The 26,502-nt window shown below is 53.2% G+C and carries 23 protein-coding genes, 1 tRNA gene, 3 rRNA genes and 1 other annotated feature; of the genes, 8 read left to right on the plus strand and 19 right to left on the minus strand.

Annotated elements, in window-relative coordinates:
• Positions 1-7 precede the first annotated feature (7 nt).
• A complete protein-coding gene (locus ACQG1K_RS16520; protein ID WP_022649053.1) occupies positions 8-331 on the plus strand; it encodes a YfiM family lipoprotein in 324 nt (107 codons plus the stop codon).
• Here ACQG1K_RS16520 and ACQG1K_RS16525 read toward each other — a convergent pair.
• The 9 genes from ACQG1K_RS16525 to rluD form a co-directional block, all read right to left on the minus strand.
• Positions 328-1,635, minus strand: a complete 1,308-nt coding sequence (locus tag ACQG1K_RS16525) for an MFS transporter (RefSeq protein WP_038416531.1) — start codon at positions 1,633-1,635, stop codon at positions 328-330. The genes ACQG1K_RS16520 and ACQG1K_RS16525 overlap by 4 nt on opposite strands.
• Positions 1,636-1,786: 151 nt before the next feature.
• A complete protein-coding gene (locus ACQG1K_RS16530; RefSeq protein ID WP_032622345.1) occupies positions 1,787-2,239 on the minus strand; it encodes a DUF4385 domain-containing protein in 453 nt (150 codons plus the stop codon).
• A 129-nt stretch (positions 2,240-2,368) separates the two neighbouring features.
• A 5S ribosomal RNA gene (rrf, locus tag ACQG1K_RS16535) occupies positions 2,369-2,484 on the minus strand.
• A 69-nt stretch (positions 2,485-2,553) separates the two neighbouring features.
• A 23S ribosomal RNA gene (locus ACQG1K_RS16540) occupies positions 2,554-5,458 on the minus strand.
• A 182-nt stretch (positions 5,459-5,640) separates the two neighbouring features.
• A tRNA-Glu gene (locus tag ACQG1K_RS16545) sits at positions 5,641-5,716 on the minus strand.
• Between the two features lie 84 nt (positions 5,717-5,800).
• A 16S ribosomal RNA gene (locus ACQG1K_RS16550) occupies positions 5,801-7,342 on the minus strand.
• The 16S, 23S and 5S rRNA genes sit together here with 1 tRNA gene alongside, the layout of an rRNA operon.
• Positions 7,343-7,768: 426 nt before the next feature.
• Positions 7,769-10,342, minus strand: coding sequence for an ATP-dependent chaperone ClpB (gene clpB, locus ACQG1K_RS16555; RefSeq protein ID WP_045308384.1), 2,574 nt, complete (start codon positions 10,340-10,342; stop codon positions 7,769-7,771).
• A gap of 129 nt (positions 10,343-10,471) precedes the next feature.
• Complete coding sequence (yfiH, locus tag ACQG1K_RS16560) at positions 10,472-11,203, minus strand: purine nucleoside phosphorylase YfiH (protein ID WP_023298396.1); 732 nt, start codon at positions 11,201-11,203, stop codon at positions 10,472-10,474.
• Positions 11,200-12,180, minus strand: coding sequence for a 23S rRNA pseudouridine(1911/1915/1917) synthase RluD (gene rluD / locus ACQG1K_RS16565; RefSeq protein WP_022649057.1), 981 nt, complete (start codon positions 12,178-12,180; stop codon positions 11,200-11,202). The genes yfiH and rluD overlap by 4 nt, the downstream gene beginning before the upstream one ends.
• A 131-nt stretch (positions 12,181-12,311) precedes the next feature.
• Between rluD and bamD the strand changes: the two genes are divergently transcribed.
• The 4 genes from bamD to pheA all read left to right on the plus strand — a co-directional run bounded on the left by bamD (position 12,312) and on the right by pheA (position 15,078).
• A complete protein-coding gene (gene bamD / locus ACQG1K_RS16570; RefSeq protein ID WP_003863164.1) occupies positions 12,312-13,049 on the plus strand; it encodes an outer membrane protein assembly factor BamD in 738 nt (245 codons plus the stop codon).
• Positions 13,050-13,316: 267 nt separating this feature from the next.
• Positions 13,317-13,658: a ribosome-associated translation inhibitor RaiA gene (raiA, locus tag ACQG1K_RS16575; RefSeq protein ID WP_006811628.1), complete on the plus strand. Its 342-nt coding sequence runs from the start codon at positions 13,317-13,319 to the stop codon at positions 13,656-13,658.
• A 103-nt stretch (positions 13,659-13,761) separates the two neighbouring features.
• Positions 13,762-13,887 (plus strand) — a sequence feature (Phe leader region).
• Positions 13,763-13,810, plus strand: a complete 48-nt coding sequence (gene pheL / locus ACQG1K_RS16580) for a pheA operon leader peptide PheL (RefSeq protein WP_100229775.1) — start codon at positions 13,763-13,765, stop codon at positions 13,808-13,810. It overlaps the preceding feature by 48 nt.
• Before the next feature lie 30 nt (positions 13,888-13,917).
• Complete coding sequence (gene pheA, locus ACQG1K_RS16585; RefSeq protein WP_367075881.1) at positions 13,918-15,078, plus strand: bifunctional chorismate mutase/prephenate dehydratase; 1,161 nt, start codon at positions 13,918-13,920, stop codon at positions 15,076-15,078.
• Here pheA and ACQG1K_RS16590 read toward each other — a convergent pair.
• From ACQG1K_RS16590 to aroF, 3 genes are read right to left on the minus strand one after another with little or no spacing between them, the layout of a single operon-like run.
• Positions 15,075-15,947, minus strand: coding sequence for an SMP-30/gluconolactonase/LRE family protein (locus ACQG1K_RS16590; RefSeq protein WP_063148614.1), 873 nt, complete (start codon positions 15,945-15,947; stop codon positions 15,075-15,077). The two genes, pheA and ACQG1K_RS16590, sit on opposite strands and share 4 nt — an antisense overlap.
• A gap of 60 nt (positions 15,948-16,007) precedes the next feature.
• Positions 16,008-17,129 (minus strand): bifunctional chorismate mutase/prephenate dehydrogenase, encoded by a 1,122-nt coding sequence (gene tyrA, locus ACQG1K_RS16595; protein ID WP_022649060.1) that lies wholly within the window; start codon positions 17,127-17,129, stop codon positions 16,008-16,010.
• A gap of 10 nt (positions 17,130-17,139) precedes the next feature.
• Positions 17,140-18,210 carry a 3-deoxy-7-phosphoheptulonate synthase AroF gene (aroF, locus tag ACQG1K_RS16600; RefSeq protein ID WP_006811632.1) on the minus strand — a complete coding sequence of 357 codons (1,071 nt, stop codon included), beginning with the start codon at positions 18,208-18,210 and terminating at the stop codon, positions 17,140-17,142.
• 478 nt (positions 18,211-18,688) lie between these two features.
• Here aroF and ACQG1K_RS16605 point away from each other — a divergent pair, with 478 nt between their 5' ends.
• Genes ACQG1K_RS16605 through ACQG1K_RS16615 form a run of 3 tightly spaced genes read left to right on the plus strand, consistent with a single transcriptional unit; the run spans position 18,689 to position 20,933 of the window.
• Complete coding sequence (locus ACQG1K_RS16605) at positions 18,689-19,225, plus strand: YfiR family protein (RefSeq protein ID WP_367075883.1); 537 nt, start codon at positions 18,689-18,691, stop codon at positions 19,223-19,225.
• Positions 19,218-20,438 carry a diguanylate cyclase DgcN gene (gene dgcN / locus ACQG1K_RS16610; RefSeq protein WP_032625633.1) on the plus strand — a complete coding sequence of 407 codons (1,221 nt, stop codon included), beginning with the start codon at positions 19,218-19,220 and terminating at the stop codon, positions 20,436-20,438. Before ACQG1K_RS16605 ends, dgcN begins: the two co-directional genes overlap by 8 nt.
• A gap of 12 nt (positions 20,439-20,450) precedes the next feature.
• Positions 20,451-20,933 (plus strand): OmpA family protein, encoded by a 483-nt coding sequence (locus tag ACQG1K_RS16615; RefSeq protein WP_023298405.1) that lies wholly within the window; start codon positions 20,451-20,453, stop codon positions 20,931-20,933.
• 2 nt (positions 20,934-20,935) lie between these two features.
• Here ACQG1K_RS16615 and ACQG1K_RS16620 read toward each other — a convergent pair whose 3' ends face one another.
• The 7 genes from ACQG1K_RS16620 to ffh form a co-directional block, all read right to left on the minus strand.
• A complete protein-coding gene (locus ACQG1K_RS16620; RefSeq protein WP_045623183.1) occupies positions 20,936-22,306 on the minus strand; it encodes a PepSY-associated TM helix domain-containing protein in 1,371 nt (456 codons plus the stop codon).
• Positions 22,307-22,344: 38 nt separating this feature from the next.
• Entirely contained in the window at positions 22,345-22,749 is a 405-nt protein-coding gene (locus tag ACQG1K_RS16625) for a DUF2946 domain-containing protein (protein WP_367075886.1), read from the minus strand.
• A gap of 132 nt (positions 22,750-22,881) precedes the next feature.
• Positions 22,882-23,229: a 50S ribosomal protein L19 gene (rplS, locus tag ACQG1K_RS16630; protein WP_002914145.1), complete on the minus strand. Its 348-nt coding sequence runs from the start codon at positions 23,227-23,229 to the stop codon at positions 22,882-22,884.
• 43 nt (positions 23,230-23,272) lie between these two features.
• Positions 23,273-24,040, minus strand: a complete 768-nt coding sequence (gene trmD / locus ACQG1K_RS16635; protein ID WP_276350336.1) for a tRNA (guanosine(37)-N1)-methyltransferase TrmD — start codon at positions 24,038-24,040, stop codon at positions 23,273-23,275.
• Positions 24,041-24,071: 31 nt separating this feature from the next.
• A complete protein-coding gene (rimM, locus tag ACQG1K_RS16640) occupies positions 24,072-24,611 on the minus strand; it encodes a ribosome maturation factor RimM (RefSeq protein WP_003863136.1) in 540 nt (179 codons plus the stop codon).
• Positions 24,612-24,626: 15 nt separating this feature from the next.
• Positions 24,627-24,875, minus strand: coding sequence for a 30S ribosomal protein S16 (rpsP, locus tag ACQG1K_RS16645; protein WP_022649067.1), 249 nt, complete (start codon positions 24,873-24,875; stop codon positions 24,627-24,629).
• A gap of 116 nt (positions 24,876-24,991) precedes the next feature.
• Positions 24,992-26,353, minus strand: coding sequence for a signal recognition particle protein (gene ffh, locus ACQG1K_RS16650; protein WP_367075889.1), 1,362 nt, complete (start codon positions 26,351-26,353; stop codon positions 24,992-24,994).
• Positions 26,354-26,502: the final 149 nt, after the last annotated feature.

Genomic DNA, 26,502 nt, shown 5'->3' on the forward strand with positions numbered 1-26,502 from the left:
CCTGTTAATGCGTACGCCTTGCCTGATAATCCCTCTTTTGCTGACAGGTTGCAGCCATATGGCTAATGATAACTGGTCGGGTCAGGATAAAGCTCAGCACTTTCTGGCGTCTGCAATGATGTCCGCTGCGGGTAATGAGTATGCGCTGCACCAGGGTTATAGCAGGGATCGAAGTGCCACAATAGGCCTGATGTTCTCCATCAGCCTGGGGGCATCAAAAGAACTTTGGGATAGCCGCCCCTCGGGAAGTGGCTGGAGCTGGAAAGATTTTGCCTGGGACGTAGCCGGGGCAACAACCGGCTACGCCGTCTGGCAGATGGCGCATTATTAAAGGCGGATACCTTTTCCTTTGCGATGCAGCATCAGCGAGACAATAAACGCCAGCGCTCCCATTACGGTGACATACCAGAAGAAGGTCGTTTCACTGCCCCACGACTTAAGCGATAGCGCGACATACTCCGCCGAACCGCCGAACAGGGCATTCGCGACCGCATAAGACAGGCCTACACCCAGCGCCCTCACCTGTGCGGGAAACATTTCCGCCTTCAAAATGCCGCTGATTGCCGTGTAAAAACTGATAATAATGAGCGCCACCATGATTAAAGCGAAAGCGGCATACGGAGAGGTTGTATGCTGTAGCGCCGTCAAAAGCGGAACGGTACCCAGGGTTAGCATGCCGCCAAAGATCAGCATGGAGGTACGGCGACCAATTTTGTCCGACAGCGCGCCGACAATCGGCTGGATGAGCATAAAGACGAGTAACGCCACCGTCATGACGACACTCGCAACGTTTGCATGCATGCCCGTGGTGTTAACCAGATATTTTTGCATGTAGGTGGTGAAGGTATAGAAACTTAGCGAGCCCGCGGCGGTAAAACCTAACACCATCAAAAATGCTTTGCGGTTTCGCCAGAGCCCCTTCATCGAGCCCGCCTCTTTCAGCGCCCTGACCTCCTGTTGAGAGGTTTCATCAAGCTGACGGCGTAGCCACAGGGCGACAACCGCCAGGGCAGCGCCCATAGCAAACGGGATGCGCCAGCCCCAGGCGCGCAAATCTTCATCGCTAAGGATTTGTTGCAGGATCACCACAACCAGTAACGCCAGTAGCTGTCCGCCAATGAGGGTTACATACTGGAATGATGCATAGAAACCTTTGCGCCCTTCAACCGCCACTTCGCTCATGTATGTCGCACTGGTGCCATATTCGCCACCGACCGATAGCCCCTGGAACAGACGTGCCAGCAACAACAACGCCGGTGCCCATGTTCCGATAGTCTCATAACCGGGCAGGCAGGCAATCACCAGCGAGCCGACGCACATCATGCATACAGAGATGAGCATGGATGTCTTGCGCCCTTTCCTGTCCGCGATCCTGCCAAATAGCCATCCACCGATAGGGCGCATTAGGAACCCGGCGGCAAAAACGCCTGCGGTTTGCAAAAGCTGAGTTGTGGTGTTCCCTGACGGGAAAAAGATATGCGCAAAGTAGAGTGAACAAAATGAATAGACGTAAAAGTCAAACCACTCTACAAGGTTTCCTGATGAGGCCCCAACGATTGCCCAAACCCGACGGCGAGTATCCTTACCTGCCAAATTGGTGTTATCCGTATCTGCACTGGCTACGGTTTCTGTCATTTTAATATCCCCTGTCTCACATTGCGGGCCTTTGCCCACAAACAGTAAAACCGGATTTAAAACGAATCGTTAGGTAAATAAAATGTTTCCAATATGTTTCATTGCGTTTTGTGAACTCGATCAGCTATCTAATTATTAGCGGACGCAGTAATTATCCCCAGGACTGCTGGTGGGCCTTTTTTCGCTGCAAGTAATCTTCGTCTGCACGAATTTTATCCCACCACTTTTTGAAGACTGCGGCTGCTTCTGCTTTTACTGGATCGTGATCGAGGGGTTTGACTTGTCGTTCCGCATCATACTTTTTACCGCCCTTATGATTCGCGTATCGCCGGGCGCGGGTATAGCCCATTTGTATGAATTTACGCGCCATATCCATGCCTACAAAATCGTTTTTACTGCGGTACTCTTCAAATAGAGCGTATATCTCTTGTGCCGAACGCGCTGCGACTTCAGAATTTTTAAAACGCCAGTGTGGAAGGATTTCGCTTTTATAAGGCTCGACCATCAATACGCCCTGCTCACCCCGGCCAACCTGATACCGTTCGGGATGTTCGCGAAAATTTATATTTGCAAAATCTTGTTGGTAATCAAAAGGACGAGTCAAAGCGGCACCATTGTTAAAATCGTTTTAACAATTGTAGGCCGGATAAGGGGAAGCCGCCATCCGGCATGTTTTTCCGCGCACAAAGCAAAAAACCCCGCACCTTCCGGTACGGGGTTCTTTCTGTTTGATGCCTGGCAGTTCCCTACTCTCACATGGGGAGACCCCACACTACCATCGGCGCTACGGCGTTTCACTTCTGAGTTCGGCATGGGGTCAGGTGGGACCACCGCGCTAAAGCCGCCAGGCAAATTCTGTTAATCTGTATCAGGCTGAAAATCGTGTCTGTCTCTTCGCCGAAACAGCTTCGGCGTTGTAAGGTTAAGCCTCACGGTTCATTAGTATCGGTTAGCTCAACGCATCGCTGCGCTTACACACCCGACCTATCAACGTCGTCGTCTTCAACGTTCCTTCAGGAGACTTAAAGTCTCAGGGAGAACTCATCTCGGGGCAAGTTTCGTGCTTAGATGCTTTCAGCACTTATCTCTTCCGCATTTAGCTACCGGGCAGTGCCATTGGCATGACAACCCGAACACCAGTGATGCGTCCACTCCGGTCCTCTCGTACTAGGAGCAGCCCCCCTCAATTCTCCAGCGCCCACGGCAGATAGGGACCGAACTGTCTCACGACGTTCTAAACCCAGCTCGCGTACCACTTTAAATGGCGAACAGCCATACCCTTGGGACCTACTTCAGCCCCAGGATGTGATGAGCCGACATCGAGGTGCCAAACACCGCCGTCGATATGAACTCTTGGGCGGTATCAGCCTGTTATCCCCGGAGTACCTTTTATCCGTTGAGCGATGGCCCTTCCATTCAGAACCACCGGATCACTATGACCTGCTTTCGCACCTGCTCGCGCCGTCACGCTCGCAGTCAAGCTGGCTTATGCCATTGCACTAACCTCCTGATGTCCGACCAGGATTAGCCAACCTTCGTGCTCCTCCGTTACTCTTTGGGAGGAGACCGCCCCAGTCAAACTACCCACCAGACACTGTCCGCAACCCGGATTACGGGTCTACGTTAGAACACCAGCCATTAAAGGGTGGTATTTCAAGGTTGGCTCCACGCAGACTGGCGTCCACGCTTCAAAGCCTCCCACCTATCCTACACATCAAGGACCAGTGTTCAGTGTCAAGCTATAGTAAAGGTTCACGGGGTCTTTCCGTCTTGCCGCGGGTACACTGCATCTTCACAGCGAGTTCAATTTCACTGAGTCTCGGGTGGAGACAGCCTGGCCATCATTACGCCATTCGTGCAGGTCGGAACTTACCCGACAAGGAATTTCGCTACCTTAGGACCGTTATAGTTACGGCCGCCGTTTACCGGGGCTTCGATCAAGAGCTTCGCGTTGCCGCTAACCCCATCAATTAACCTTCCGGCACCGGGCAGGCGTCACACCGTATACGTCCACTTTCGTGTTTGCACAGTGCTGTGTTTTTAATAAACAGTTGCAGCCAGCTGGTATCTTCGACTGATTTCAGCTCCGTCCGCAGGGACTTCACCTACATATCAGCGTGCCTTCTCCCGAAGTTACGGCACCATTTTGCCTAGTTCCTTCACCCGAGTTCTCTCAAGCGCCTTGGTATTCTCTACCTGACCACCTGTGTCGGTTTGGGGTACGATTTCGTGTTACCTGATGCTTAGAGGCTTTTCCTGGAAGCAGGGCATTTATCACTTCAGCACCGTAGTGCCTCGTCATCACACCTCAGCGTTAACAAGGTACCGGATTTACCTGGAACCTCCGCCTACATGCTTAAACCGGGACAACCGTCGCCCGGCTGACATAGCCTTCTCCGTCCCCCCTTCGCAGTAACACCAAGTACAGGAATATTAACCTGTTTCCCATCGACTACGCCTTTCGGCCTCGCCTTAGGGGTCGACTCACCCTGCCCCGATTAACGTTGGACAGGAACCCTTGGTCTTCCGGCGAGCGGGCTTTTCACCCGCTTTATCGTTACTTATGTCAGCATTCGCACTTCTGATACCTCCAGCACCCCTCACAGGACACCTTCAACGGCTTACAGAACGCTCCCCTACCCAACAACACATAGTGTCGCTGCCGCAGCTTCGGTGCATGGTTTAGCCCCGTTACATCTTCCGCGCAGGCCGACTCGACCAGTGAGCTATTACGCTTTCTTTAAATGATGGCTGCTTCTAAGCCAACATCCTGGCTGTCTGTGCCTTCCCACATCGTTTCCCACTTAACCATGACTTTGGGACCTTAGCTGGCGGTCTGGGTTGTTTCCCTCTTCACGACGGACGTTAGCACCCGCCGTGTGTCTCCCGTGATAACATTCTTCGGTATTCGTAGTTTGCATCGGGTTGGTAAGCCGGGATGGCCCCCTAGCCGAAACAGTGCTCTACCCCCGAAGATGAGTTCACGAGGCGCTACCTAAATAGCTTTCGGGGAGAACCAGCTATCTCCCGGTTTGATTGGCCTTTCACCCCCAGCCACAGGTCATCCGCTAATTTTTCAACATTAGTCGGTTCGGTCCTCCAGTTAGTGTTACCCAACCTTCAACCTGCCCATGGCTAGATCACCGGGTTTCGGGTCTATACCCTGCAACTTAACGCCCAGTTAAGACTCGGTTTCCCTTCGGCTCCCCTATACGGTTAACCTTGCTACAGAATATAAGTCGCTGACCCATTATACAAAAGGTACGCAGTCACCCCATAAAGAGGCTCCCACTGCTTGTACGTACACGGTTTCAGGTTCTTTTTCACTCCCCTCGCCGGGGTTCTTTTCGCCTTTCCCTCACGGTACTGGTTCACTATCGGTCAGTCAGGAGTATTTAGCCTTGGAGGATGGTCCCCCCATATTCAGACAGGATACCACGTGTCCCGCCCTACTCTTCGAGTTCACAGCAAGTGTGCTTTCGTGTACGGGACTATCACCCTGTACCGTCGGACTTTCCAGACCGTTCCACTAACACACAAGCTGATTCAGACTCCGGGCTGCTCCCCGTTCGCTCGCCGCTACTGGGGGAATCTCGGTTGATTTCTTTTCCTCGGGGTACTTAGATGTTTCAGTTCCCCCGGTTCGCCTCGTTAACCTATGTATTCAGTTAACGATAGTGCAACGGATTGCACTGGGTTTCCCCATTCGGACATCGCCGGGTCAAAGGTTCATATCACCTCGCCGGCGCTTTTCGCAGATTAGCACGTCCTTCATCGCCTCTGACTGCCAGGGCATCCACCGTGTACGCTTAGTCGCTTAACCTCACAACCCGAAGATGTTTCACTTCTGATTGCGAAAATTTGAGAGACTCGAACACACATGAGCTGTGTGTCGTTTCAATTTTCAGCTTGATCCAGATTTTTAAAGAGCAAATATCTCAAACATGACTCGCAAGTCAGTTTTGAGATATGACGGCAGGTGACTTTCACTCACGAACCAGCAAGTGGCGTCCCCTAGGGGATTCGAACCCCTGTTACCGCCGTGAAAGGGCGGTGTCCTGGGCCTCTAGACGAAGGGGACGTACAGTCTCAATCGCAAGACGCCTTGCTATTTACTTTTCATCAGACAATCTGTGTGAGCACTACAAAGGCAGGTTCTTTAAGGTAAGGAGGTGATCCAACCGCAGGTTCCCCTACGGTTACCTTGTTACGACTTCACCCCAGTCATGAATCACAAAGTGGTAAGCGCCCTCCCGAAGGTTAAGCTACCTACTTCTTTTGCAACCCACTCCCATGGTGTGACGGGCGGTGTGTACAAGGCCCGGGAACGTATTCACCGTGGCATTCTGATCCACGATTACTAGCGATTCCGACTTCATGGAGTCGAGTTGCAGACTCCAATCCGGACTACGACGCACTTTATGAGGTCCGCTTGCTCTCGCGAGGTCGCTTCTCTTTGTATGCGCCATTGTAGCACGTGTGTAGCCCTACTCGTAAGGGCCATGATGACTTGACGTCATCCCCACCTTCCTCCAGTTTATCACTGGCAGTCTCCTTTGAGTTCCCGGCCTAACCGCTGGCAACAAAGGATAAGGGTTGCGCTCGTTGCGGGACTTAACCCAACATTTCACAACACGAGCTGACGACAGCCATGCAGCACCTGTCTCAGAGTTCCCGAAGGCACCAAAGCATCTCTGCTAAGTTCTCTGGATGTCAAGAGTAGGTAAGGTTCTTCGCGTTGCATCGAATTAAACCACATGCTCCACCGCTTGTGCGGGCCCCCGTCAATTCATTTGAGTTTTAACCTTGCGGCCGTACTCCCCAGGCGGTCGACTTAACGCGTTAGCTCCGGAAGCCACGCCTCAAGGGCACAACCTCCAAGTCGACATCGTTTACGGCGTGGACTACCAGGGTATCTAATCCTGTTTGCTCCCCACGCTTTCGCACCTGAGCGTCAGTCTTTGTCCAGGGGGCCGCCTTCGCCACCGGTATTCCTCCAGATCTCTACGCATTTCACCGCTACACCTGGAATTCTACCCCCCTCTACAAGACTCTAGCCTGCCAGTTTCGAATGCAGTTCCCAGGTTGAGCCCGGGGATTTCACATCCGACTTGACAGACCGCCTGCGTGCGCTTTACGCCCAGTAATTCCGATTAACGCTTGCACCCTCCGTATTACCGCGGCTGCTGGCACGGAGTTAGCCGGTGCTTCTTCTGCGGGTAACGTCAATCGACAGGGTTATTAACCCTGTCGCCTTCCTCCCCGCTGAAAGTACTTTACAACCCGAAGGCCTTCTTCATACACGCGGCATGGCTGCATCAGGCTTGCGCCCATTGTGCAATATTCCCCACTGCTGCCTCCCGTAGGAGTCTGGACCGTGTCTCAGTTCCAGTGTGGCTGGTCATCCTCTCAGACCAGCTAGGGATCGTCGCCTAGGTGAGCCGTTACCCCACCTACTAGCTAATCCCATCTGGGCACATCCGATGGCAAGAGGCCCGAAGGTCCCCCTCTTTGGTCTTGCGACGTTATGCGGTATTAGCTACCGTTTCCAGTAGTTATCCCCCTCCATCAGGCAGTTTCCCAGACATTACTCACCCGTCCGCCACTCGTCAGCGAAGCAGCAAGCTGCTTCCTGTTACCGTTCGACTTGCATGTGTTAGGCCTGCCGCCAGCGTTCAATCTGAGCCATGATCAAACTCTTCAATTTAAGTTTGATGCTCGTGAATTAAACTTCGTAATGAATTACGTGTTCACTCGTTGAGACTTGGTATTCATTTAGTGTCCGAGGACATTAAGAATCCATGTCACTTTGAGTGCCCACACAGATTGTCTGATAAATTGTTAAAGAGCAGTGCCGCTACGTTTTCGCTGCGGCGCGGGGTGTGCATATTACGCTTTCCCGCTTCAGAGTCAAGCGTTTATTTTGCTTTTCTCTGCTGACCCGGCGGCGTGCGTGCCGTTGTTCCGTGTCAGTGGAGGCGCATTATAGGGAGTTCTTCTGAGGCTGCAAGTCCAAAGTGAAAATTATTTACTGACTGCTCATTTTCCAGGCAAAACACATCTCAGACCTTAATTCTTGCCTGGTTTTTAAACAAAAACGAGCCGCAAGCGGCCCGTTTTTGCGTTTTGTGACTTACTGCACTGCCACAATTCGGTCTTCGTTGGCTTCCAGACGGATAACTTTGCCCGGAACCAGCTCCCCGGAAAGGATTTGCTGCGCCAGCGGGTTTTCGATCTGCTGCTGGATTGCACGTTTTAACGGACGCGCGCCATAAACAGGATCGTAACCATTCTCGCTCAGCAGTTTCAGCGCATCATCCGAGATGTGGATTTCATACCCACGCTCTTCCAGACGCTTGTACAGACGCTGCAACTGGATCTGCGCAATCGACGCAATGTGTTTCTCACCCAGCGGATGGAACACGACCACTTCATCAATACGGTTGATGAACTCCGGACGGAAGTTTTGGCTGACCACACCCAGCACCAGATCTTTCATATGGCTGTAATCCAGCTCACCGAAGCGTTCCTGAATCAAATCGGAACCCAGGTTCGAGGTCATGATCACCACCGTGTTACGGAAATCGACCGTTCTTCCCTGCCCGTCCGTCAGGCGTCCATCATCCAGCACCTGCAACAGAATGTTAAACACGTCAGGATGAGCCTTTTCCACTTCATCCAGCAGGATGACGGAATAAGGACGACGACGAACCGCTTCCGTCAGGTAACCGCCCTCTTCATAACCGACATATCCCGGAGGCGCACCGACCAGACGCGAGACAGAGTGTTTCTCCATAAACTCGGACATATCGATACGCACCATCGCGTCATCGCTGTCGAACATAAAGTTAGCCAGCGCTTTACACAGTTCGGTTTTACCGACACCGGTTGGCCCCAGGAACAGGAACGAGCCGATGGGTCGATTCGGATCGGACAGCCCCGCACGGCTACGACGAATGGCGTTAGATACCGCTTCGACCGCTTCGTTCTGGCCAATGACGCGCTGATGCAGATCCTGCTCCATACGCAGCAGTTTTTCGCGTTCACTTTCCATCATGCGAGCTACAGGAATCCCCGTCCAGCGCGCCAGCACTTCGGCTATCTCGGCGTCCGTCACTTTATTACGCAACAGACGCATGGTTTTGCCTTCCGACTGCGTGGCGATCTCAAGCTGTTTTTCCAGCTCAGGGATCTTGCCGTACTGTAGCTCGGACATCCGCGCCAGGTCCCCTACGCGACGCGCCTGCTCAATGGCAATTTTCGCCTGCTCCAGCTCCGCCTTGATTGTCTGGGTGCCAGAGAGGGAGGCTTTCTCAGCTTTCCACTCTTCTTCCAGCTCAGAATACTGACGCTCTTTCTCATCCAGCTCTTCGTTGAGCATATCGAGGCGTTTCTTACTCGCTTCATCAGACTCTTTGTTCAATGCCTGCTGTTCCAGCTTGAGCTGAATAATGCGGCGATCGAGTCGGTCCAGCTCTTCCGGTTTCGAGTCAATCTGCATACGGATGCTGGACGCCGCTTCATCGATAAGGTCGATGGCTTTATCCGGCAACTGCCGGTCGGCAATGTAACGATGCGAAAGCGTCGCCGCCGCAACGATGGCCGGGTCAGTGATCTGCACATGATGGTGCAGCTCATAACGCTCTTTCAGACCACGCAAAATCGCGATGGTATCTTCAACGCTTGGTTCTGCGACAAACACCTTCTGGAAGCGTCGCTCCAGCGCGGCATCTTTTTCAATGTACTGACGATACTCGTCCAGCGTAGTGGCACCGACGCAGTGAAGTTCACCACGTGCCAGCGCAGGTTTCAGCATGTTCCCTGCATCCATTGCGCCGTCAGCTTTACCTGCCCCCACCATAGTGTGCAGTTCGTCAATAAACAGGATGACGTTGCCTTCCTGTTTCGCCAGATCGTTCAGCACGCCTTTCAGACGCTCTTCAAATTCACCGCGGTATTTCGCCCCGGCCACCAGCGCGCCCATATCCAGCGCCAGTACGCGACGGCCTTTCAGCCCTTCGGGCACTTCACCATTAACGATACGCTGCGCCAGCCCTTCAACGATGGCGGTTTTACCGACGCCAGGCTCACCAATCAGCACCGGGTTGTTTTTGGTACGGCGTTGCAGTACCTGAATAGTCCGGCGAATTTCTTCGTCGCGACCGATTACCGGGTCAAGTTTGCCCTGCTCGGCACGTTCGGTCAGATCGACCGTAAATTTTTTCAAAGCCTGACGTTGGTCTTCGGCTCCCTGGTCGTTCACGCTTTCACCTCCGCGCATTTTCTCAATCGCCTGGGTCACATTAGCGGTGGTTGCACCGGCGGATTTCAGCAGGTCGGTTAAGGTACCGCGTGATTCAAGCGCCGCCAGAACAAACAGCTCTGACGAAATAAAGTTGTCCCCACGTTTTTGCGCCAGCTTGTCGCAAAGGTTCAGTACACGCACCAGATCCTGTGACGGCTGTACGTCGCCACCAGTACCTTCTACCTGCGGTAAACGACTCAGCGCCTGATCGATGGCGGTGCGTAACTGGCCAGCATTAATGCCAGCGGACGTTAACAAAGGACGTACCGATCCCCCTTCCTGATTCAGCAAGGCGCTCATTAAATGAAGAGGTTCGATAAATTGGTTGTCGTGCCCCAGTGCGAGGGACTGGGCATCGGCGAGAGCAAGCTGGAATTTATTAGTAAGACGATCCAGACGCATAACTCCTCCCATAACAGGTCAAATTTGCTACTGGAGATTAAATGAGGTCATCCCTCAATTATTCAAGGTTAATAACCTGAATTATGTGAAAAGAAAACGGCGCGTACCGGATCGTCTTGATTCTTTAGGTTATATCAGCCAAATGAAACTTGCCATACGGCCTGTCGTCTTGTCACGGCGCCAGGAGAAAAAATCACCCTTTTCGGTGAATGTACAGCGATCGCCGCCGAAGATCTGGGTCACGCCGACATTATTAAGGCGCTGGCGGGCAAGCTGATAAATATCGGCCAGATATTTATCGCCGGATGCCACAAACGCATTAACCGCCTGAGGATCTTTTTCCATAAAAGCTTGCCGAACCTCAGGCCCCACTTCAAATGCCTGCGGGCCAATCGCCGGGCCAAGCCAGGCGATGAGATTTGCAGAATCGTCCTGGAAGCAGGCAACGGTCTCTTCCAGCACGCCTTCACACAGGCCACGCCAGCCCGCATGCGCTGCTGCAATCTCCGTACCGGCACGGTTACAAAACAACACCGGCAGGCAATCAGCGGTCATCACCGCGCAAACCGTTCCCGGCGTATTGCTGTACGAAGCATCGGCGCGTTTAGACGCATAGGGCTCACCCGTAAGCTTCAGCACCGCTTTACCGTGCACCTGCTCAAGCCAGACCGGTTTTGAAGGAAGGTTTCCCGCAGCAAACAGACGTTTACGGTTCTCTTCGACGTGCTCCAGGTTATCGCCACAGTGCGCACCGAGGTTCAAAGACGCCCACGCACCCTGGCTCACGCCACCGATACGGGTCGAGCTACAGGCGGCCACGCCTTCAGGCAGCGGCCACTCCGGGACAATCAGTTTGGTCATAACCAGTCCACGTGATCCTTATGTTCTTCGAAATCTGCGCGCATCGCGTCGATAAGTTCCACCATATCCTGTGGGATAGGCGCATGCCATTCCATCTGAATTCCGGTGATTGGGTGGTAAAGACGTAGCATCGTCGCATGCAGCGCCTGGCGATCGAATTTACGCAGCACGGAGATGAATTCATCCGATGCGCCCTTTGGTGGACGCGGACGACCGCCGTAAACAGGGTCACCCACCAGCGGATGGGTAATATGCGCCATGTGCACGCGGATCTGGTGAGTACGCCCGGTTTCCAGACGCAGACGCAGGCGCGTATGAATACGGAAATGTTCCATGATGCGGTAATGGGTTACCGCCGGTTTACCCATCGGGTGCACGGACATATGCGTACGCTTGGTTGGATGACGACTAATCGGCTCTTCCACCGTGCCGCCAGAGGTCATATGACCAATCGCCACCGCTTCATACTCACGGGTGATTTCGCGCAGCTGCAAAGATTCCACCAGTCGAGTCTGGGCGGGGATCGTCTTCGCCACCACCATCAGACCCGTGGTGTCTTTATCCAGACGGTGAACGATACCGGCACGCGGTACGTCAGCTATCGGCGGGTAATAATGAAGGAGTGCGTTAAGTACCGTACCGTCAGGATTACCCGCGCCCGGATGGACGACAAAGTCACGCGGTTTGTTGATGACCAGAATATCGTCATCTTCGTAGACGATATCCAGCGGGATATCCTGCGGCTCGAAGCGGACTTCCTCTTCGATTTCAGCATTGATGGCGACAGCTTCCCCACCAAACACTTTCTCTTTTGGTTTGTCCCAGATCTTGCCGTTTACCAGCACGCGCTGGTCAAGGATCCATTCTTTTATACGTGAACGCGAATAATCAGGGAACAATTCGGCCAAAGCCTGATCTAAGCGTTGACCGAGCTGATTTTCGGAGACTGTTGCGGTGAGTTCTACTCGTTGTGCCATAAACTGCTTCTTCGTTTAACGTTGGGTTTTACGGCTTTGCCGTTTAATATAGTGTGCTATTGTAGCTGGTCTTAATCGGGAGCAGGAACTGAGTTTCTCCCGGACAAACATTTGAGGAAAGTCAAAACGTCATGACGCGCATGAAATATCTGGTGGCAGCGGCCACGTTGAGCCTGGCTTTGGTGGGCTGCTCCGGTTCGAATGAACAGGTCCCTGACAATCCGCCGAATGAAATCTATGCGACTGCACAACAAAAGTTGCAGGACGGTAACTGGAAACAGGCGATAACGCAACTGGAAGCGTTGGATAATCGCTATCCGTTTGGTCCGTATTCACAGCAGGTACAGTTAGATCTGATTTACGCCTACTATAAAAATGCCGATCTGCCGCTGGCTCAGGCAACGATCGATCGTTTCATGCGTCTGAACCCTACCCATCCTAACATTGATTACGTGATGTACATGCGCGGCCTGACTAACATGGCGCTGGATGACAGTGCATTGCAGGGCTTCTTCGGGGTGGATCGTTCTGACCGTGACCCGCAACATGCGCGTGATGCTTTCAATGACTTCTCCAAACTGGTGCGTAGCTACCCGAACAGCCAGTACATTACCGATGCCACTAAGCGTCTGGTGTTCCTGAAAGATCGTCTGGCGAAATACGAGTACTCCGTCGCGGAATACTACACTCGCCGTGGCGCATGGGTTGCCGTGGTTAACCGTGTAGAAGGCATGCTGCGTGATTATCCGGATACCCAGGCCACGCGTGATGGCCTGAAGCTGATGGAGAATGCGTATCGCCAGATGCAGATGACGGCTCAGGCTGACAAAGTGGCGAAAATCATTGCCGCGAACAGCAGCAATACCTGATACCGCTACAACGCATAACGGCAGCCCGCAGGCTGCCGTTTTTTTATTCTTTCAGACTTACGCTGAAGCGGTTTAGCTTCAACACATCCAGTCAACTATGACCGCAATTGCTGGCTTCGACAAGGTAAATCTCACCTCTTCCTGCCCTGCCTCACAAAAAAGATTCCCTGACAAAAACCGACAAAATAACGTGATCTAAATCACACATTTTGACATTAGGTCGGGTATGCTGGAATCACCAAGACGGAAAGACAAGAGGTAAAATTTATGACAATGAACATTACCAGTAAACAAATGGAAATTACTCCGGCAATCCGCCAGCACGTCGCAGACCGTCTCGCCAAACTGGATAAATGGCAAACACATTTGATTAATCCACATATCATCCTGTCCAAGGAGCCGCAGGGTTTCGTCGCTGATGCAACTATCAATACTCCAAACGGCCATCTGGTCGCCAGCGCTAAACACGAGGATATGTACACCGCAATTAATGATTTGATCAACAAGCTGGAACGGCAGCTCAATAAAGTGCAACACAAAGGTGAAGCCCGTCGCGCCACAACATCGGTGAAAGACGCCAGCTTCGCGGAAGAAGTTGAAGAAGAGTAATCCTTTAAATTGAGTGTACCGACAACGCGCCTTCGGGCGCGTTTTTTATTGACAGGATCAAAACAGTACAGGTACTTTAACCCTATCAATTTCAGGATGACCTAATGAAACAGACGCCGTTTTTCTTCGCATTCTTTTTTACCTTCCCCTGACCGGGAGGCGTTTCGTCGTGTGATAAAGAATGCGAAGACGAACAACAAGGCCTCCCACACCGGGAGGCCTTTTTTATTGATAACGATAAAATGAGACAGACAACACTATGACACCGGAAAACCCGCTCCTGGATTTACGCGTAAAAATCAGTGCACTCGACGAAAAGTTACTGGCCCTGCTGGCAGAGCGCCGCGCGCTCGCCATTGAAGTGGGCAAAGCCAAGCTGGATTCTCATCGGCCGGTGCGCGATATCGATCGCGAGCGTGATTTACTGGAACGGTTGATACAACTCGGCAAAGCGCATCATCTTGATGCCCACTACATCACCCGCCTGTTCCAGCTCATCATTGAAGATTCCGTTCTGACGCAACAGGCCCTGCTCCAGCAGCATCTGAACAAAACCAACCCGCACTCTGCTCGGATCGCTTTCCTCGGCCCGAAAGGTTCTTATTCTCACCTGGCGGCTCGCCAGTACGCAGCCCGTCATTTCGAAGAGTTCATTGAGAGCGGTTGTGCAAAATTTGCAGACATCTTCAACCAGGTCGAAACCGGCCAGGCAGATTACGCCGTGGTGCCTATTGAGAACACCAGTTCCGGCGCCATCAACGATGTTTACGATCTGCTCCAGCACACCAGCCTGTCGCTGGTCGGTGAGCTGACTATTCCTATCGATCACTGCGTGCTGGTCTCTGACTCAACCGATCTGAGTCAGATCGAAACGGTGTACAGCCACCCGCAGCCGTTCCAGCAGTGCAGCCAGTTCCTGAACCGTTATCCGCACTGGAAAATTGAGTACACCGAAAGCACCTCGGCGGCGATGGAAAAAGTGGCGCAGGCAAACTCTCCTGCCGTCGCGGCACTCGGTAGCGAAGCGGGCGGCGCGCTGTATGGCTTACAGGTGCTGGAACGCAATCTGGCCAACCAGACGCAAAATATCACCCGTTTCGTGGTTCTTGCCCGCAAGGCCATCAACGTGTCCGACCAGGTTCCGGCGAAAACCACCCTGCTGATGGCGACCGGCCAGCAGGCGGGTGCGCTGGTTGAAGCGCTGCTGGTGCTGCGTAATCACAACCTGATCATGACGAAGCTGGAATCCCGCCCAATACATGGCAACCCGTGGGAAGAGATGTTCTATCTCGACGTTCAGGCCAACCTGGAGTCTGCATCCATGCAGAAAGCCCTGCGCGAACTGGGCGAGATCACACGCTCCATGAAAGTACTGGGCTGCTATCCGAGCGAAAACGTGGTCCCGGTCGATCCGGCTTAATGTTCGATAAAGCGGCTTTTCTTCATCCCTGCCACATTTACAGGCAGGGTGAAGATGGCACCGGAAAGTGGGTATTTCGCCAGCTCCTCCGCCTCCATATTTTCCCGCGTGGTGGTGATAAACAGCGTTTTCATATCGTCGCCGCCAAAGCAGACCATTGTCGGGCAGCGTACCGGCAGCCGGTATTCTTCCAGCTGTACGCCTTGCGGTGAAAACCGTGCGATACGCCAGCCGTCAAACAGTGCGCTCCAGTAGCAGCCTTCCTCATCCATTGCCGCTCCGTCGGGTATACCGTCTCCCTCACTAAAACGGCGAAACTCTTCGCGCTTACCGGGTTCCCCCTGCTCATCAAGCGGCGTACGGTAAATCACACCGTTCGGCGTATCAGAAGTAAACATCCACCGTTTGTCAGGACTAAACGCTAAACCGTTATGCCCCTGAATATCGCACTGGATCACTTTCGGTGTCAGGTCGTTGTCGATACGCATCAACATGGCGCCGTTATAATCTCCCGGCCCCCAGAACGTGCCCGCATAAAACCGTCCCTGATGGTCGGTGCCTCCATCGTTAAAGCGTGCAAGCTGCGGGTTGGACGGGTTATCGCAAACCTTACGCTGGAGCAGGCCGTGTTTATCGGTCAGCCAGATGGCGTTTCGCATCGCGACGATAAATCCGCCGCGTTCACGCAGGGCAAAACACCCAACTTCTTCATGGAATGAGAGCACCGAGTGTTCCGCGGTGGGCAGATGGTACCGATGAATCTCCCCTTCCAGAATATCCGCCCAGTAGAGCGCCTTTTCTTCAGCACTCCACGTCGGGCATTCGGGCAGATGCCCGGTATAGTTCAACAGCAGCTGCGGTTCAGCCATGACAGTTCCCCAAAATGAAAAAAGCCAGCATTGCTGGCTTTTAGTATATACATCATCAGATTACTGGCGACTGTCATTTGCCTGGCGCAACAGCGTGCGGCTTTCACTCTGGAATCGCGTGGCGTAATCACCGAACCAGTGCTCCACTTTACGGAAACTGTCGATAAACGCTTGTTTATCGCCGTGTTCCAGCAAGGTGATCGCTTCGCCAAAACGCTGATAGTAGCGCTTGATCAGCGCCAGGTTATTTTCAGACGACATGATGATGTCGGCGTAAAGCTGTGGATCCTGGGCAAACAGTCGCCCGACCATCGCCAGCTCCAGACGATAGATTGGCGAGGAAAGCGCCAGCAATTGTTCAAGCTGAACGTTCTCTTCCGCCAGGTGCAGACCATAGGCGAAGGTTGCAAAGTGGCGCAGCGCCTGAATAAACGCCATGTTCTGATCGTGCTCAACCGCACTGATACGGTGCAAACGTGCCCCCCAGACCTGAATCTGTTCCAGGAACCACTGATACGCTTCCGGCTGACGACCGTCGCAGTAAACCACTACCTGCTTCGCCAGGCTGCCGCTGTCCGGGCCAAACATCGGGTGTAACCCAAGCACGGGCCCGGTGTGCGCCGCCAGCATTGCCTGTAGAGGGCCATTTTTAACGGACGCCAGATCCACCAGAATGCAATCTTCCGGCAGCGGAGGAAGTTTCGCGATAATCTGCTCCGTCACATGAATCGGTACGCTGACGATAACCATTCCGGCATCCTTCATGAGTTCCGGCGCATGCGGCCAGTCCTCTTTTTCCAGGATGCGCACCTGATAGCCAGAAAGCGTAAGCATTTTTTCAAACAGACGCCCCATCTGGCCGCCGCCACCGACAATCACCACCGGACGCAGCGACGGACAGAGAGTTTTGAAGCCCTTGTCGTTTTCGCTGGAATAGGATTCCCGCATCACACGACGCAGGACATCTTCAATTAAGTCCGGTGAAACGCCCAGCGCCTGTGCCTCTTTACGGCGGGAGGCGAGCATAGAGGCCTCACGCTCCGGAACGTAAATTGGCAGGCCGTATTTGCTTTTAACTTCGCCGACCTCAGCAACCAGTGCCATGCGGCGCGCCAGCAGGTCCAGCAACGCCTTATCCACTTCATCAATTTGATCGCGTAATGCGGTCAATTCAGCAACCATAACTATCCTCTTATGCCAGACGCGTCGCCAGCTGGCCGTTCAAATCTTTGTGGATCTCACGCAGTAGCGCATCAGTGGTTTCCCAGCTGATGCAAGCATCCGTGACCGAGACGCCGGGCTTCATCGCGCTACGCGGCTGTTCCGATGACTGATTGCCTTCATGAATATTACTTTCAATCATCAGGCCGATAATTGAACGGTTACCATCTTTAATCTGTGCAATCACAGATTCTGCAACCGCAGGCTGGCGACGGTAATCTTTATTCGAATTACCATGACTGCAATCTACCATCAGCGCCGGACGCAGTCCCGCCTGTTCCATCTCTTTTTCACACTGCGCGACATCCGCCGGGCTGTAGTTTGGCGCTTTACCACCGCGCAGGATCACATGCCCGTCCGGATTGCCCTGCGTTTGCAGCAGGCATACCTGGCCCGCCTGGTTGATCCCGACAAAACGATGGGGCATGGCGGCGGCGCGCATGGCGTTAATCGCCGTGGCCAGGCTGCCGTCGGTACCGTTTTTAAAACCAACCGGCATAGACAGGCCAGACGCCATCTCGCGGTGGGTTTGTGACTCGGTGGTGCGCGCCCCAATCGCAGACCAGCTAAACAGATCGCCGAGGTACTGCGGGCTGTTCGGATCCAGCGCTTCGGTTGCCAGCGGCAGCCCCATGCTGACCAGCTCCACCAGCAGGCGACGCGCAATCTTCAGGCCCGCTTCCACATCAAACGAGCCATCCATGTGCGGATCGTTAATCAACCCTTTCCAGCCAACCGTTGTACGTGGCTTTTCAAAATAGACGCGCATCACCAGATAGAGGCTATCGCTGACCTCCTCCGCTAATGCTTTAAATCGACGAGCGTACTCAATGGCGGTTTCAGGATCGTGAATGGAGCAAGGACCACATACCACCAGCAGGCGCGGATCGCGGCCTGCGATAATGTCAGAAATGGTCTGGCGAGAGTGCTCAATCTGAGCTTCCTGCGCGACGCTCAGCGGGAATTCCGCCTTCAGTTGATCCGGGGTGATTAACACCTGTTCGTCAGTGATATGTACGTTGTTCAGCGCGTCTTTTTGCATGATTGCGATCCTGTAAAACTCGTTTGCGATAGTGGTTTTCCTCGAAGAGGTGACACAACGATAACACATCAAGTAAAGATTTCAATCCAAAATACGTACAGATTATTTTACAGTAGCCATTTAGATGCCAAATCACAGGTTAAAAACGTAAACTTAAAATTACACATACGCTTTTAATGCCAATCTACGCTCACACCAGGGACGCTATCCAGGCGCTGGCCGTTAGCTTAATTATCCTCGGGTGAATTGAGGGAAAGTTGCGTGGCTACATAAATCCTGGCAACAAAAAATGAATAAAAGTATGAATTCCAGCAGACTTAATTGAGCCTGCCTAAATTACTTTGAATATCGTGCCCTGTAAGATTTAGCTTAGGTCAAGACAGGGATATTTCTGACATAATGACGGCTTTGAGAAAGAATGGTATTCTGCCGGAAATTCATAAGGGCATCTATTTCCGGGGCGGTTTGGCGGATTCTGATGAGAAATACATTCTTGATCGCTTTGCTTCACCTCCCCCTGGCGCTAATGCTGTTCATTTTGGTGAGCCCTGCAAGGGCTGGCTCGCTCACGGAAACGGATAAATCGGTACGTTCGATTGTTTCTGGTATTGTAAGCTACACCCGATGGCCAGCACTTTCCGGCCAGCCTAAGCTCTGTATTTATGCCTCTTCCCGTTACAGACAGGCGCTCAGCAGTGAAGATGTAAATAACCCGTTGCCCTATAGTCCTGTCATTGTGCATAGCGATCGGGAAGCACTCGCAGCAAGGTGTGATGCCCTCTATTTCGGGAGCGAGTCGCCGACAAAACAACAGGAAATAATAAATCAATATCAGGGCCAGGCGTTGCTATTAATGTCAGAGCAAAATCCTGAATGCGTTATTGGCAGCGCATTTTGTCTGATAATAGAGCACAACAAGGTCAGGTTTTCCGTAAATCTGGATGCGCTGACGCGCAGTGGCGTAAGAGTCAATCCGGATGTATTAATGCTCGCACGGAATAAGAAGCATGAATAAGGAAGTCACACCAACACCGCGTCCGACGTTTAAAAGAACGTTGCGGCGAATCAGCATGATAAGCGTCATTATAACGATGACGTTTATATGGTTGCTGCTGTGTTTCGCTTCCGTGGTGACATTAAAGCAATACGCGCAAAAAAACCTCGAACTCACCGGCGCCACCATGAGCCACAGCCTTGAGGCTTCTCTGGTGTTCAACGATGCCGTGGCGGCAAATGAAACGCTGGCGACCCTCGGCAAGCAGGGGCAATTTGCCGTGGCGGAAGTGCTTAATGCACATCATAAACGGTTTGCCTGGTGGTCGTGGAACCCGGCGGATAATACCGACACGCTGGGCGCGCTGGTCAACCGGTGGTTGTTCCCTGTTCCTGTCGCACAGCCCATCATACATAACGGTAATGTGATTGGCGAAATTCGTCTGACCGCACGAGACAGCCTGATTAGCCACTTTATCTGGCTCTCATTTGCGGTCCTCACCGGCTGCATTCTTTTTGCCTCTGCCGTCGCATTGACCATCACCCGCTCGCTACATCATGGCATGGTTGTTGAAATGCAAAACATCACTGACGTTGTGCATGACGTCCGTACCAACCGCAACTTCTCTCGCCGGGTAACGGAAGGCCGCATTGAAGAGTTCCACCAGTTTGGTGAAGACTTCAACAGCCTGCTGGATGAAATGGAAGAGTGGCAGCTCAAGCTACAGGCGAAAAACGCTCAACTGTTGCGTACCGCCATGCACGATCCGCTCACGGGGCTTGCAAACCGCGCCGCGTTTCGCAACAACATTGCGGCCTTAATGAATGACGCTTCGGCAAAGACCAATTCTGCCCTGCTCTTCCTGGACGGTGATAACTTCAAGTTTATTAACGACACCTGGGGCCATGCCGCGGGCGACTGCGTACTGATCGAAGCCGCAAAAAGGATGGTCGAATTTGGCGAAAAACGTCATCAGTCTTACCGTCTTGGCGGCGACGAGTTTGCCATGATCCTTTATGGCGTCCACACCGCGCGTGAGGTCGAATATATTTGCGCTGCGCTGTCGCAGCAATTTATCCGTCCGTTTGATCTGCATAACGGACACACAGCATCAATGTCACTCAGCATTGGCTTTGCTCTGGCGTGGGAAAATGCCTCCGTCGAGGCATTACTGGAGCAAGCCGATCGCAATATGTACCTGGTCAAAAACCAGCGTTCGAAAACAACACCCTGAAAGGAAGACGATATGTTGAAGCGATACTTCGCGCCGTTGTTACTGGCATCTCTGGTTATGTCCGGGTGCCAGACGCCGGAGGGTAAATTCACACCAGAGCAAATCGCGGCCATGAAGTCCTACGGCTTTAACGAACTGAATGGCGACTGGTCCCTGGGCCTGTCGGATAAGATCCTGTTTGATAAAAATGACGCCAGACTGCGTCCGGAAAGTGAAACGCAGATCCAGACTATGGCCTCACGTCTGGCGGCAACCGGTCTGAATCACGCCCGGATGGACGGCCATACGGATAACTATGGCGAAGAGAGCTACAACGAAGCGCTTTCGTTAAAACGTGCCAATGTTGTAGCGGATGCCTGGGCGAAGGGCGCGAACATCCCGCGCAGCAACCTCACTACGCGGGGTTTAGGCAAAAAATACCCTCTCAGCAGCAACCGTACTGCGCAAGGGCGCGCTGAAAACCGCCGTGTTGCGGTAGTTATCAGCACGCCTTAAGGCTATTTAGCGGATGTGCCGGCGAGCGACACGCCTGAAGCCGCTCGCCAGCGCAGCCAGTCAATCACGATAAATACCGCCAGACTGACGCCCATTACCGGCAACGCCAGCCCCAGCAGGAGGCTTATCATGAACGTCACTCCTCTTCCCCACAGCGGCAATGCCAGCCAGCTTTGACAGAGCGTCTGTACCGGGTTCGCGGCTGACGTCGCAGGACGACGCATCCACCACATCCGGTATCCCCAGATAATCAGCACGCACAGCGCAACGCCAAACGCGATGAGCAGCAGCTGATTTGCCAGACCAAACAGGATTCCCATATGGAAATCCACGCCCCAGCGGGTGAGTTTAGCCATCAGCGGGAAATCCCCAAAGCGAGTCCTGTCCAGCACATTCAGAGATTGAGGGTCCACGGCAACGGCATCAACCTGCGTCGGCCAGCGGCGATCGATTTCCGTCACCGTCCAGGCCTGGTCGACCCTGCTTGCCGGACGGATCTCAACGTTGTTCGCATCAATTCCTGACTGGCGGGCGGCCTGCAATACGCTGTCAAAAAGCGACAGTTCAACAGGCATTTCAGGCATCGACATTCCGCCGTGATGACCACGATGTTCGGCGTGTTCATCCATCATTTCCGGTGCACCGGAAAGGGTGGTGTTTACCTGCGGCGTCAGCCAGTTCATCTCTGCACGCAGCTTATCGACGTTGCCACCGGCCCATTGTGACCAGGTTAACCCGGTGACTGAGAACAGCAGCATTCCCGCCAGTAACGTCCAGCCTAAGATCACATGCAGGCGACGACGATTCTGGAAACGATTGTTAATACGGCGCTTCGGTCGGGTATAGAACCACAGCGCGATCCCGCCCAGGGCAGCAACCCACATCCACGAGGCGGCTAACTCGCTATAGAGGCGCCCGAGGTTGCCCAGCATCAGCGAGGTATGCAGATAATCGATAGTCTGACGCAGCGGTAAAATCCCGCTGGTGCCGTACACGGTCATATCCCCTCGAACCTCAAGGCTGGCGGGATCAATAAAAATAGCCCGATGCTCGGAGGGACCCAGCGCCGGGTCGGCAAACATCACGCGGGTCGTTTCGCCCTCTTCCAGCCCCGGACGAACGGCATGCAGACGCAGGTCTGATTCTACGGCCTTTTCGGCCGCGGCAATTTGTGCAGCAAGAGGCTGCGCCTCACCCACGGCATCCGTGTGGAGTGCATGATGGTACAGCGCATTTTCAAGCTGCGGCGTGGCGACATACAGCGTACCGGTCAGCGCTGCGAAGAAAATAAACGGACCAACAAACAGCCCGATATAGAAATGGAGGCGACGCAGCAGGTTTCCCCATGCCGCGCGCGGAGTGCAGGTAGTCATACTTTTCCTTTTTAAGGCAAAAAGTGAGTGATTTTGTTTTAAAGGGAGAAAGCAGACCGACGCGGCGGCGCGCGGGTATCGGGGTAAAGCCAGGGGAAAAAGTGCCAGTGGCTGACCGCCTGACGAGGCGGCTTCATGCGCAGCCGCTGCAACACCACGCTGAGCAGAACGATAAGCGCCAGCATCACGCCCGGCACATGCGCTAACAGCACGCAGTAGCCGCAGGCTTCCGCATGGTCAACTGGCATGGAATGCGGCATATCCCCATGATGCTCGTCCATCGACATCATGCTCATGTCATGGTGCATGCCCGGCATGGCGCTCATGGGATCTTTTTGCAGCGAGACGGAGATCAGCGGCGCCACGACGATCAGCAGGATCGCAAACAGCGCGGTCAATGCCGCTGAGCGTTTCCAGCTATGCTGATGCAGTACGTTATCCACTTACCCTCCACCCAAGAGGCGAACATTGTAAATGATTTATGACGGAAGGGTTAACGCGAGAGTTGCGATGGGATAAAAAAAGGGCCAGCCTTTCGGCCAGCCCTTTCTGACAGGATGTCGCTTAAGCGAATCTTAGTTCAGACGCTCTTTAATACGAGCAGACTTACCAGTACGCTCACGCAGGTAGTACAGTTTAGCTTTACGTACAGCACCACGACGTTTAACAGCAATGCTGTCAACTACCGGAGAGTGAGTCTGGAAGACACGCTCAACGCCTTCGCCGTTGGAAATTTTACGAACAGTGAATGCAGAGTGCAGACCGCGGTTACGAATAGCGATAACCACGCCCTCGAATGCCTGCAGACGTTTTTTGGAACCTTCAACAACCCATACTTTCACTTCCACGGTGTCACCTGGACGGAAGGAAGGTACGTCCTGCTTCATCTGCTCTTGTTCAAGTTGCTTAATAATGTTGCTCATAATTTAATCTCTTATCCTGGGTAAACTGATATTCGGGAGCGTATTACGCTTTCCCATCATGTTCATGCTGCTGGTGCGCATGTTCGGTTTTGAACTCGGCCAGCAACTTTGCTTGCTCTTCAGTCAGAGCCAGGTTTTCCAGAAGTTCAGGTCTTCTAAGCCAGGTCCGGCCCAGCGACTGCTTCAAACGCCAGCGACGTATCTCGGCATGGTTTCCAGACAGTAACACTGCCGGGACTGCCATCCCTTCTAACACTTCAGGACGAGTATAGTGTGGACAGTCCAGCAATCCATCGGCAAAGGAATCTTCCGTTGCCGAAGCTTCATGGCCCAGAACCCCCGGAATAAACCGGGCGACGGAGTCAATCAGCGTCATTGCTGGTAACTCACCACCGCTGAGAACGTAATCGCCGATAGACCATTCTTCGTCAATCTCGGTTTGAATTACGCGCTCATCTATCCCTTCGTAGCGACCACAGACCAGAATCAGCTTTTGATTCGTCGCCAGTTCGCTCACGCCCGCTTGATCAAGCTTGCGTCCCTGAGGTGACAGATAAATCACCTTCGCGCCTTCACCTGCCGCGGCTTTTGCTGTGTGAATGGCGTCCCGTAAGGGTTGCACCATCATCAACATCCCCGGTCCGCCGCCGTAAGGACGATCGTCCACGGTACGGTGCCGGTCATGCGTGAAGTCACGAGGACTCCAGCTCTGGATGCTCAGCAGGCCATTCTTTACTGCCCGGCCAGTTACCCCGTAATCGGTAATCGCGCGGAACATTTCAGGAAACAGGCTAATTATGCCAATCCACATAGCGCCGTCTTTTACCGTTTATCCGGAGAATTTAAAAACCAGGATCCCAATCTACTTCAATGGTTTGAGTAGTGAGATCGACTTTCTTGATAACCTGTCCATCGAGGAACGGGACCAACCGCTCCTTGATGCCAAATGCATCTTTCAGGTTTGCCTTAATGACGAGAACGTCATTTGACCCGGTTTCCATCATGTCGATGACTTTCCCCAGGCTGTAGCCTTCAGTGGTCACTACCTGGCAACCCATAAGGTCCTTCCAGTAGTAGTCACCCTCTTCCAGTTGCGGCAACTGCGACGAATCCACGACAATTTCACAATTAGTCAGCGCATTCGCGGCATCTCGATCGTCAATGCCTTTCAGCTTGATGATGATGTCCTGATTGTGGTGACGCCAGCTTTCCAGCTCGACCTCTTCCCACTTACCGGCTTTCTGGATAAACCAGGGCTGGTAATCAAAAATGCTATCAGCGTCTTCAGTGGAGGAAAACACTCTGAGCCAACCACGGATACCGTAGCAAGAACCCATTTTTCCCAATACGATCGGTTCAACAGGTGCTTTATTGCTCATCATGACCACCGTGACAGATTAAGCTGCTTTGTTTGCTGCTTTGATCAGCGTAGCAACGCGATCGGAAACAGTAGCGCCCTGGCCAACCCAGTGAGCGATACGATCCAGATCCAGACGAGTTTCTTCTTCTGCGCCAGAGGCCAGTGGGTTGAAGAAACCAACGCGCTCAATGAAGCGACCGTTGCGTGCATTACGGCTGTCAGTCACAACAACCTGGTAGAACGGACGCTTTTTAGCGCCGTGACGTGCTAAACGAATAGTTACCATAACATCCTCTTGTGTGAATAAAACAACCGGGCCCCATCGAGGAACGGAGCCCGGGTGTCATATTAAAAGCCCGAAAATTTTACTCATTTTCGGGCAAAAAGCAATCTCAAAAGCGATTATCGCCCAGGAAAACCGGGCGGCATCATGCCTTTCATGCCGCGCATCATCTTCGCCATGCCGCCTTTCTTCATTTTCTTCATCATGCGCTGCATGTCGTCGAACTGTTTCAGAAGGCGGTTAACGTCCTGGACCTGCATGCCGCAACCGGCTGCGATACGGCGCTTGCGGGAACCTTTGATGATTTCTGGCTTCGCGCGCTCTTTCAGCGTCATCGAGTTGATGATTGCCTCCATACGCACCAGCACTTTGTCATCCATCTGGGATTTGACGTTGTCCGGGATCTGCCCCATACCCGGCAGTTTACCCATCAGGCTTGCCATACCGCCCATGTTTTTCATCTGACGCAGTTGCTCAAGGAAGTCGGTCAGATCGAAACCGTCACCTTTTTTCAGCTTGCTGGCGAGTTTTTCAACCTGCGCGCGGTCAACCTTGCTTTCGATATCTTCGATCAGCGACAGCACGTCGCCCATGCCGAGGATACGGGAGGCAATACGATCCGGGTGGAACGGCTCCAGCGCTTCGGTTTTCTCGCCCACGCCGAGGAACTTAATTGGCTTACCAGTAATATGACGAATAGACAGCGCCGCACCGCCGCGAGCGTCACCGTCGACTTTGGTCAGCACCACGCCGGTTAACGGCAGGGCTTCGTTAAACGCTTTTGCGGTGTTTGCCGCATCCTGACCGGTCATGGCGTCGACAACAAACAGGGTCTCTACCGGATTGATAGAAGCATGAACCTGCTTGATTTCGTCCATCATCGCTTCGTCAACGTGCAGTCGACCGGCGGTATCCACCAGCAGCACGTCGTAGAATTTCAGCTTCGCCTCTTTCAGCGCTGCGTTAACGATGTCAACAGGCTTCTGCGCCACGTCGGACGGGAAGAAGTCTACGCCAACCTGCTCGGCCAGCGTTTCCAGCTGTTTGATCGCCGCCGGGCGATACACGTCCGCCGAAACCACCAGCACTTTTTTCTTGTGCTTTTCGCGCAGGAATTTCCCCAGCTTACCGACGCTGGTGGTTTTACCCGCACCTTGCAGACCCGCCATCAGCACGACGGCCGGTGGCTGAGCCGCCAGGTTAAGCACCTGATTCTCTTCGCCCATCGCCGAAACCAGCTCGTTACGGACGATTTTGACGAACTCCTGACCCGGAGTCAGGCTCTTGTTAACTTCATGACCAACCGCTTTCTCTTTCACGCGGTTGATAAAATCACGCACGACCGGCAACGCAACGTCTGCTTCCAGCAGCGCCATGCGCACTTCGCGCAGCGTTTCCTTGATGTTCTCTTCGGTGAGGCGTCCACGGCCGCTGATGTTGCGCAGCGTGCGCGACAAACGATCGGTTAAATTATCAAACATTGTCTCTCGCCTGGGGTAGAAACGTTAGGTCGCCTGGGCGACACATACACAGAATTTTGCCGGAGTATAACATGAAGGCGCCTTTGTTGTTATGCAACGGTTGGAGCAGGCGTCACGTAACGTTATACTGCTTCTCTTTCTTATTAAGA

This window comes from Enterobacter cloacae complex sp. 402C9 (genome assembly GCF_050030745.1).
In the GTDB taxonomy this organism is placed as follows: Bacteria; Pseudomonadota; Gammaproteobacteria; order Enterobacterales; family Enterobacteriaceae; genus Enterobacter; species Enterobacter intestinihominis.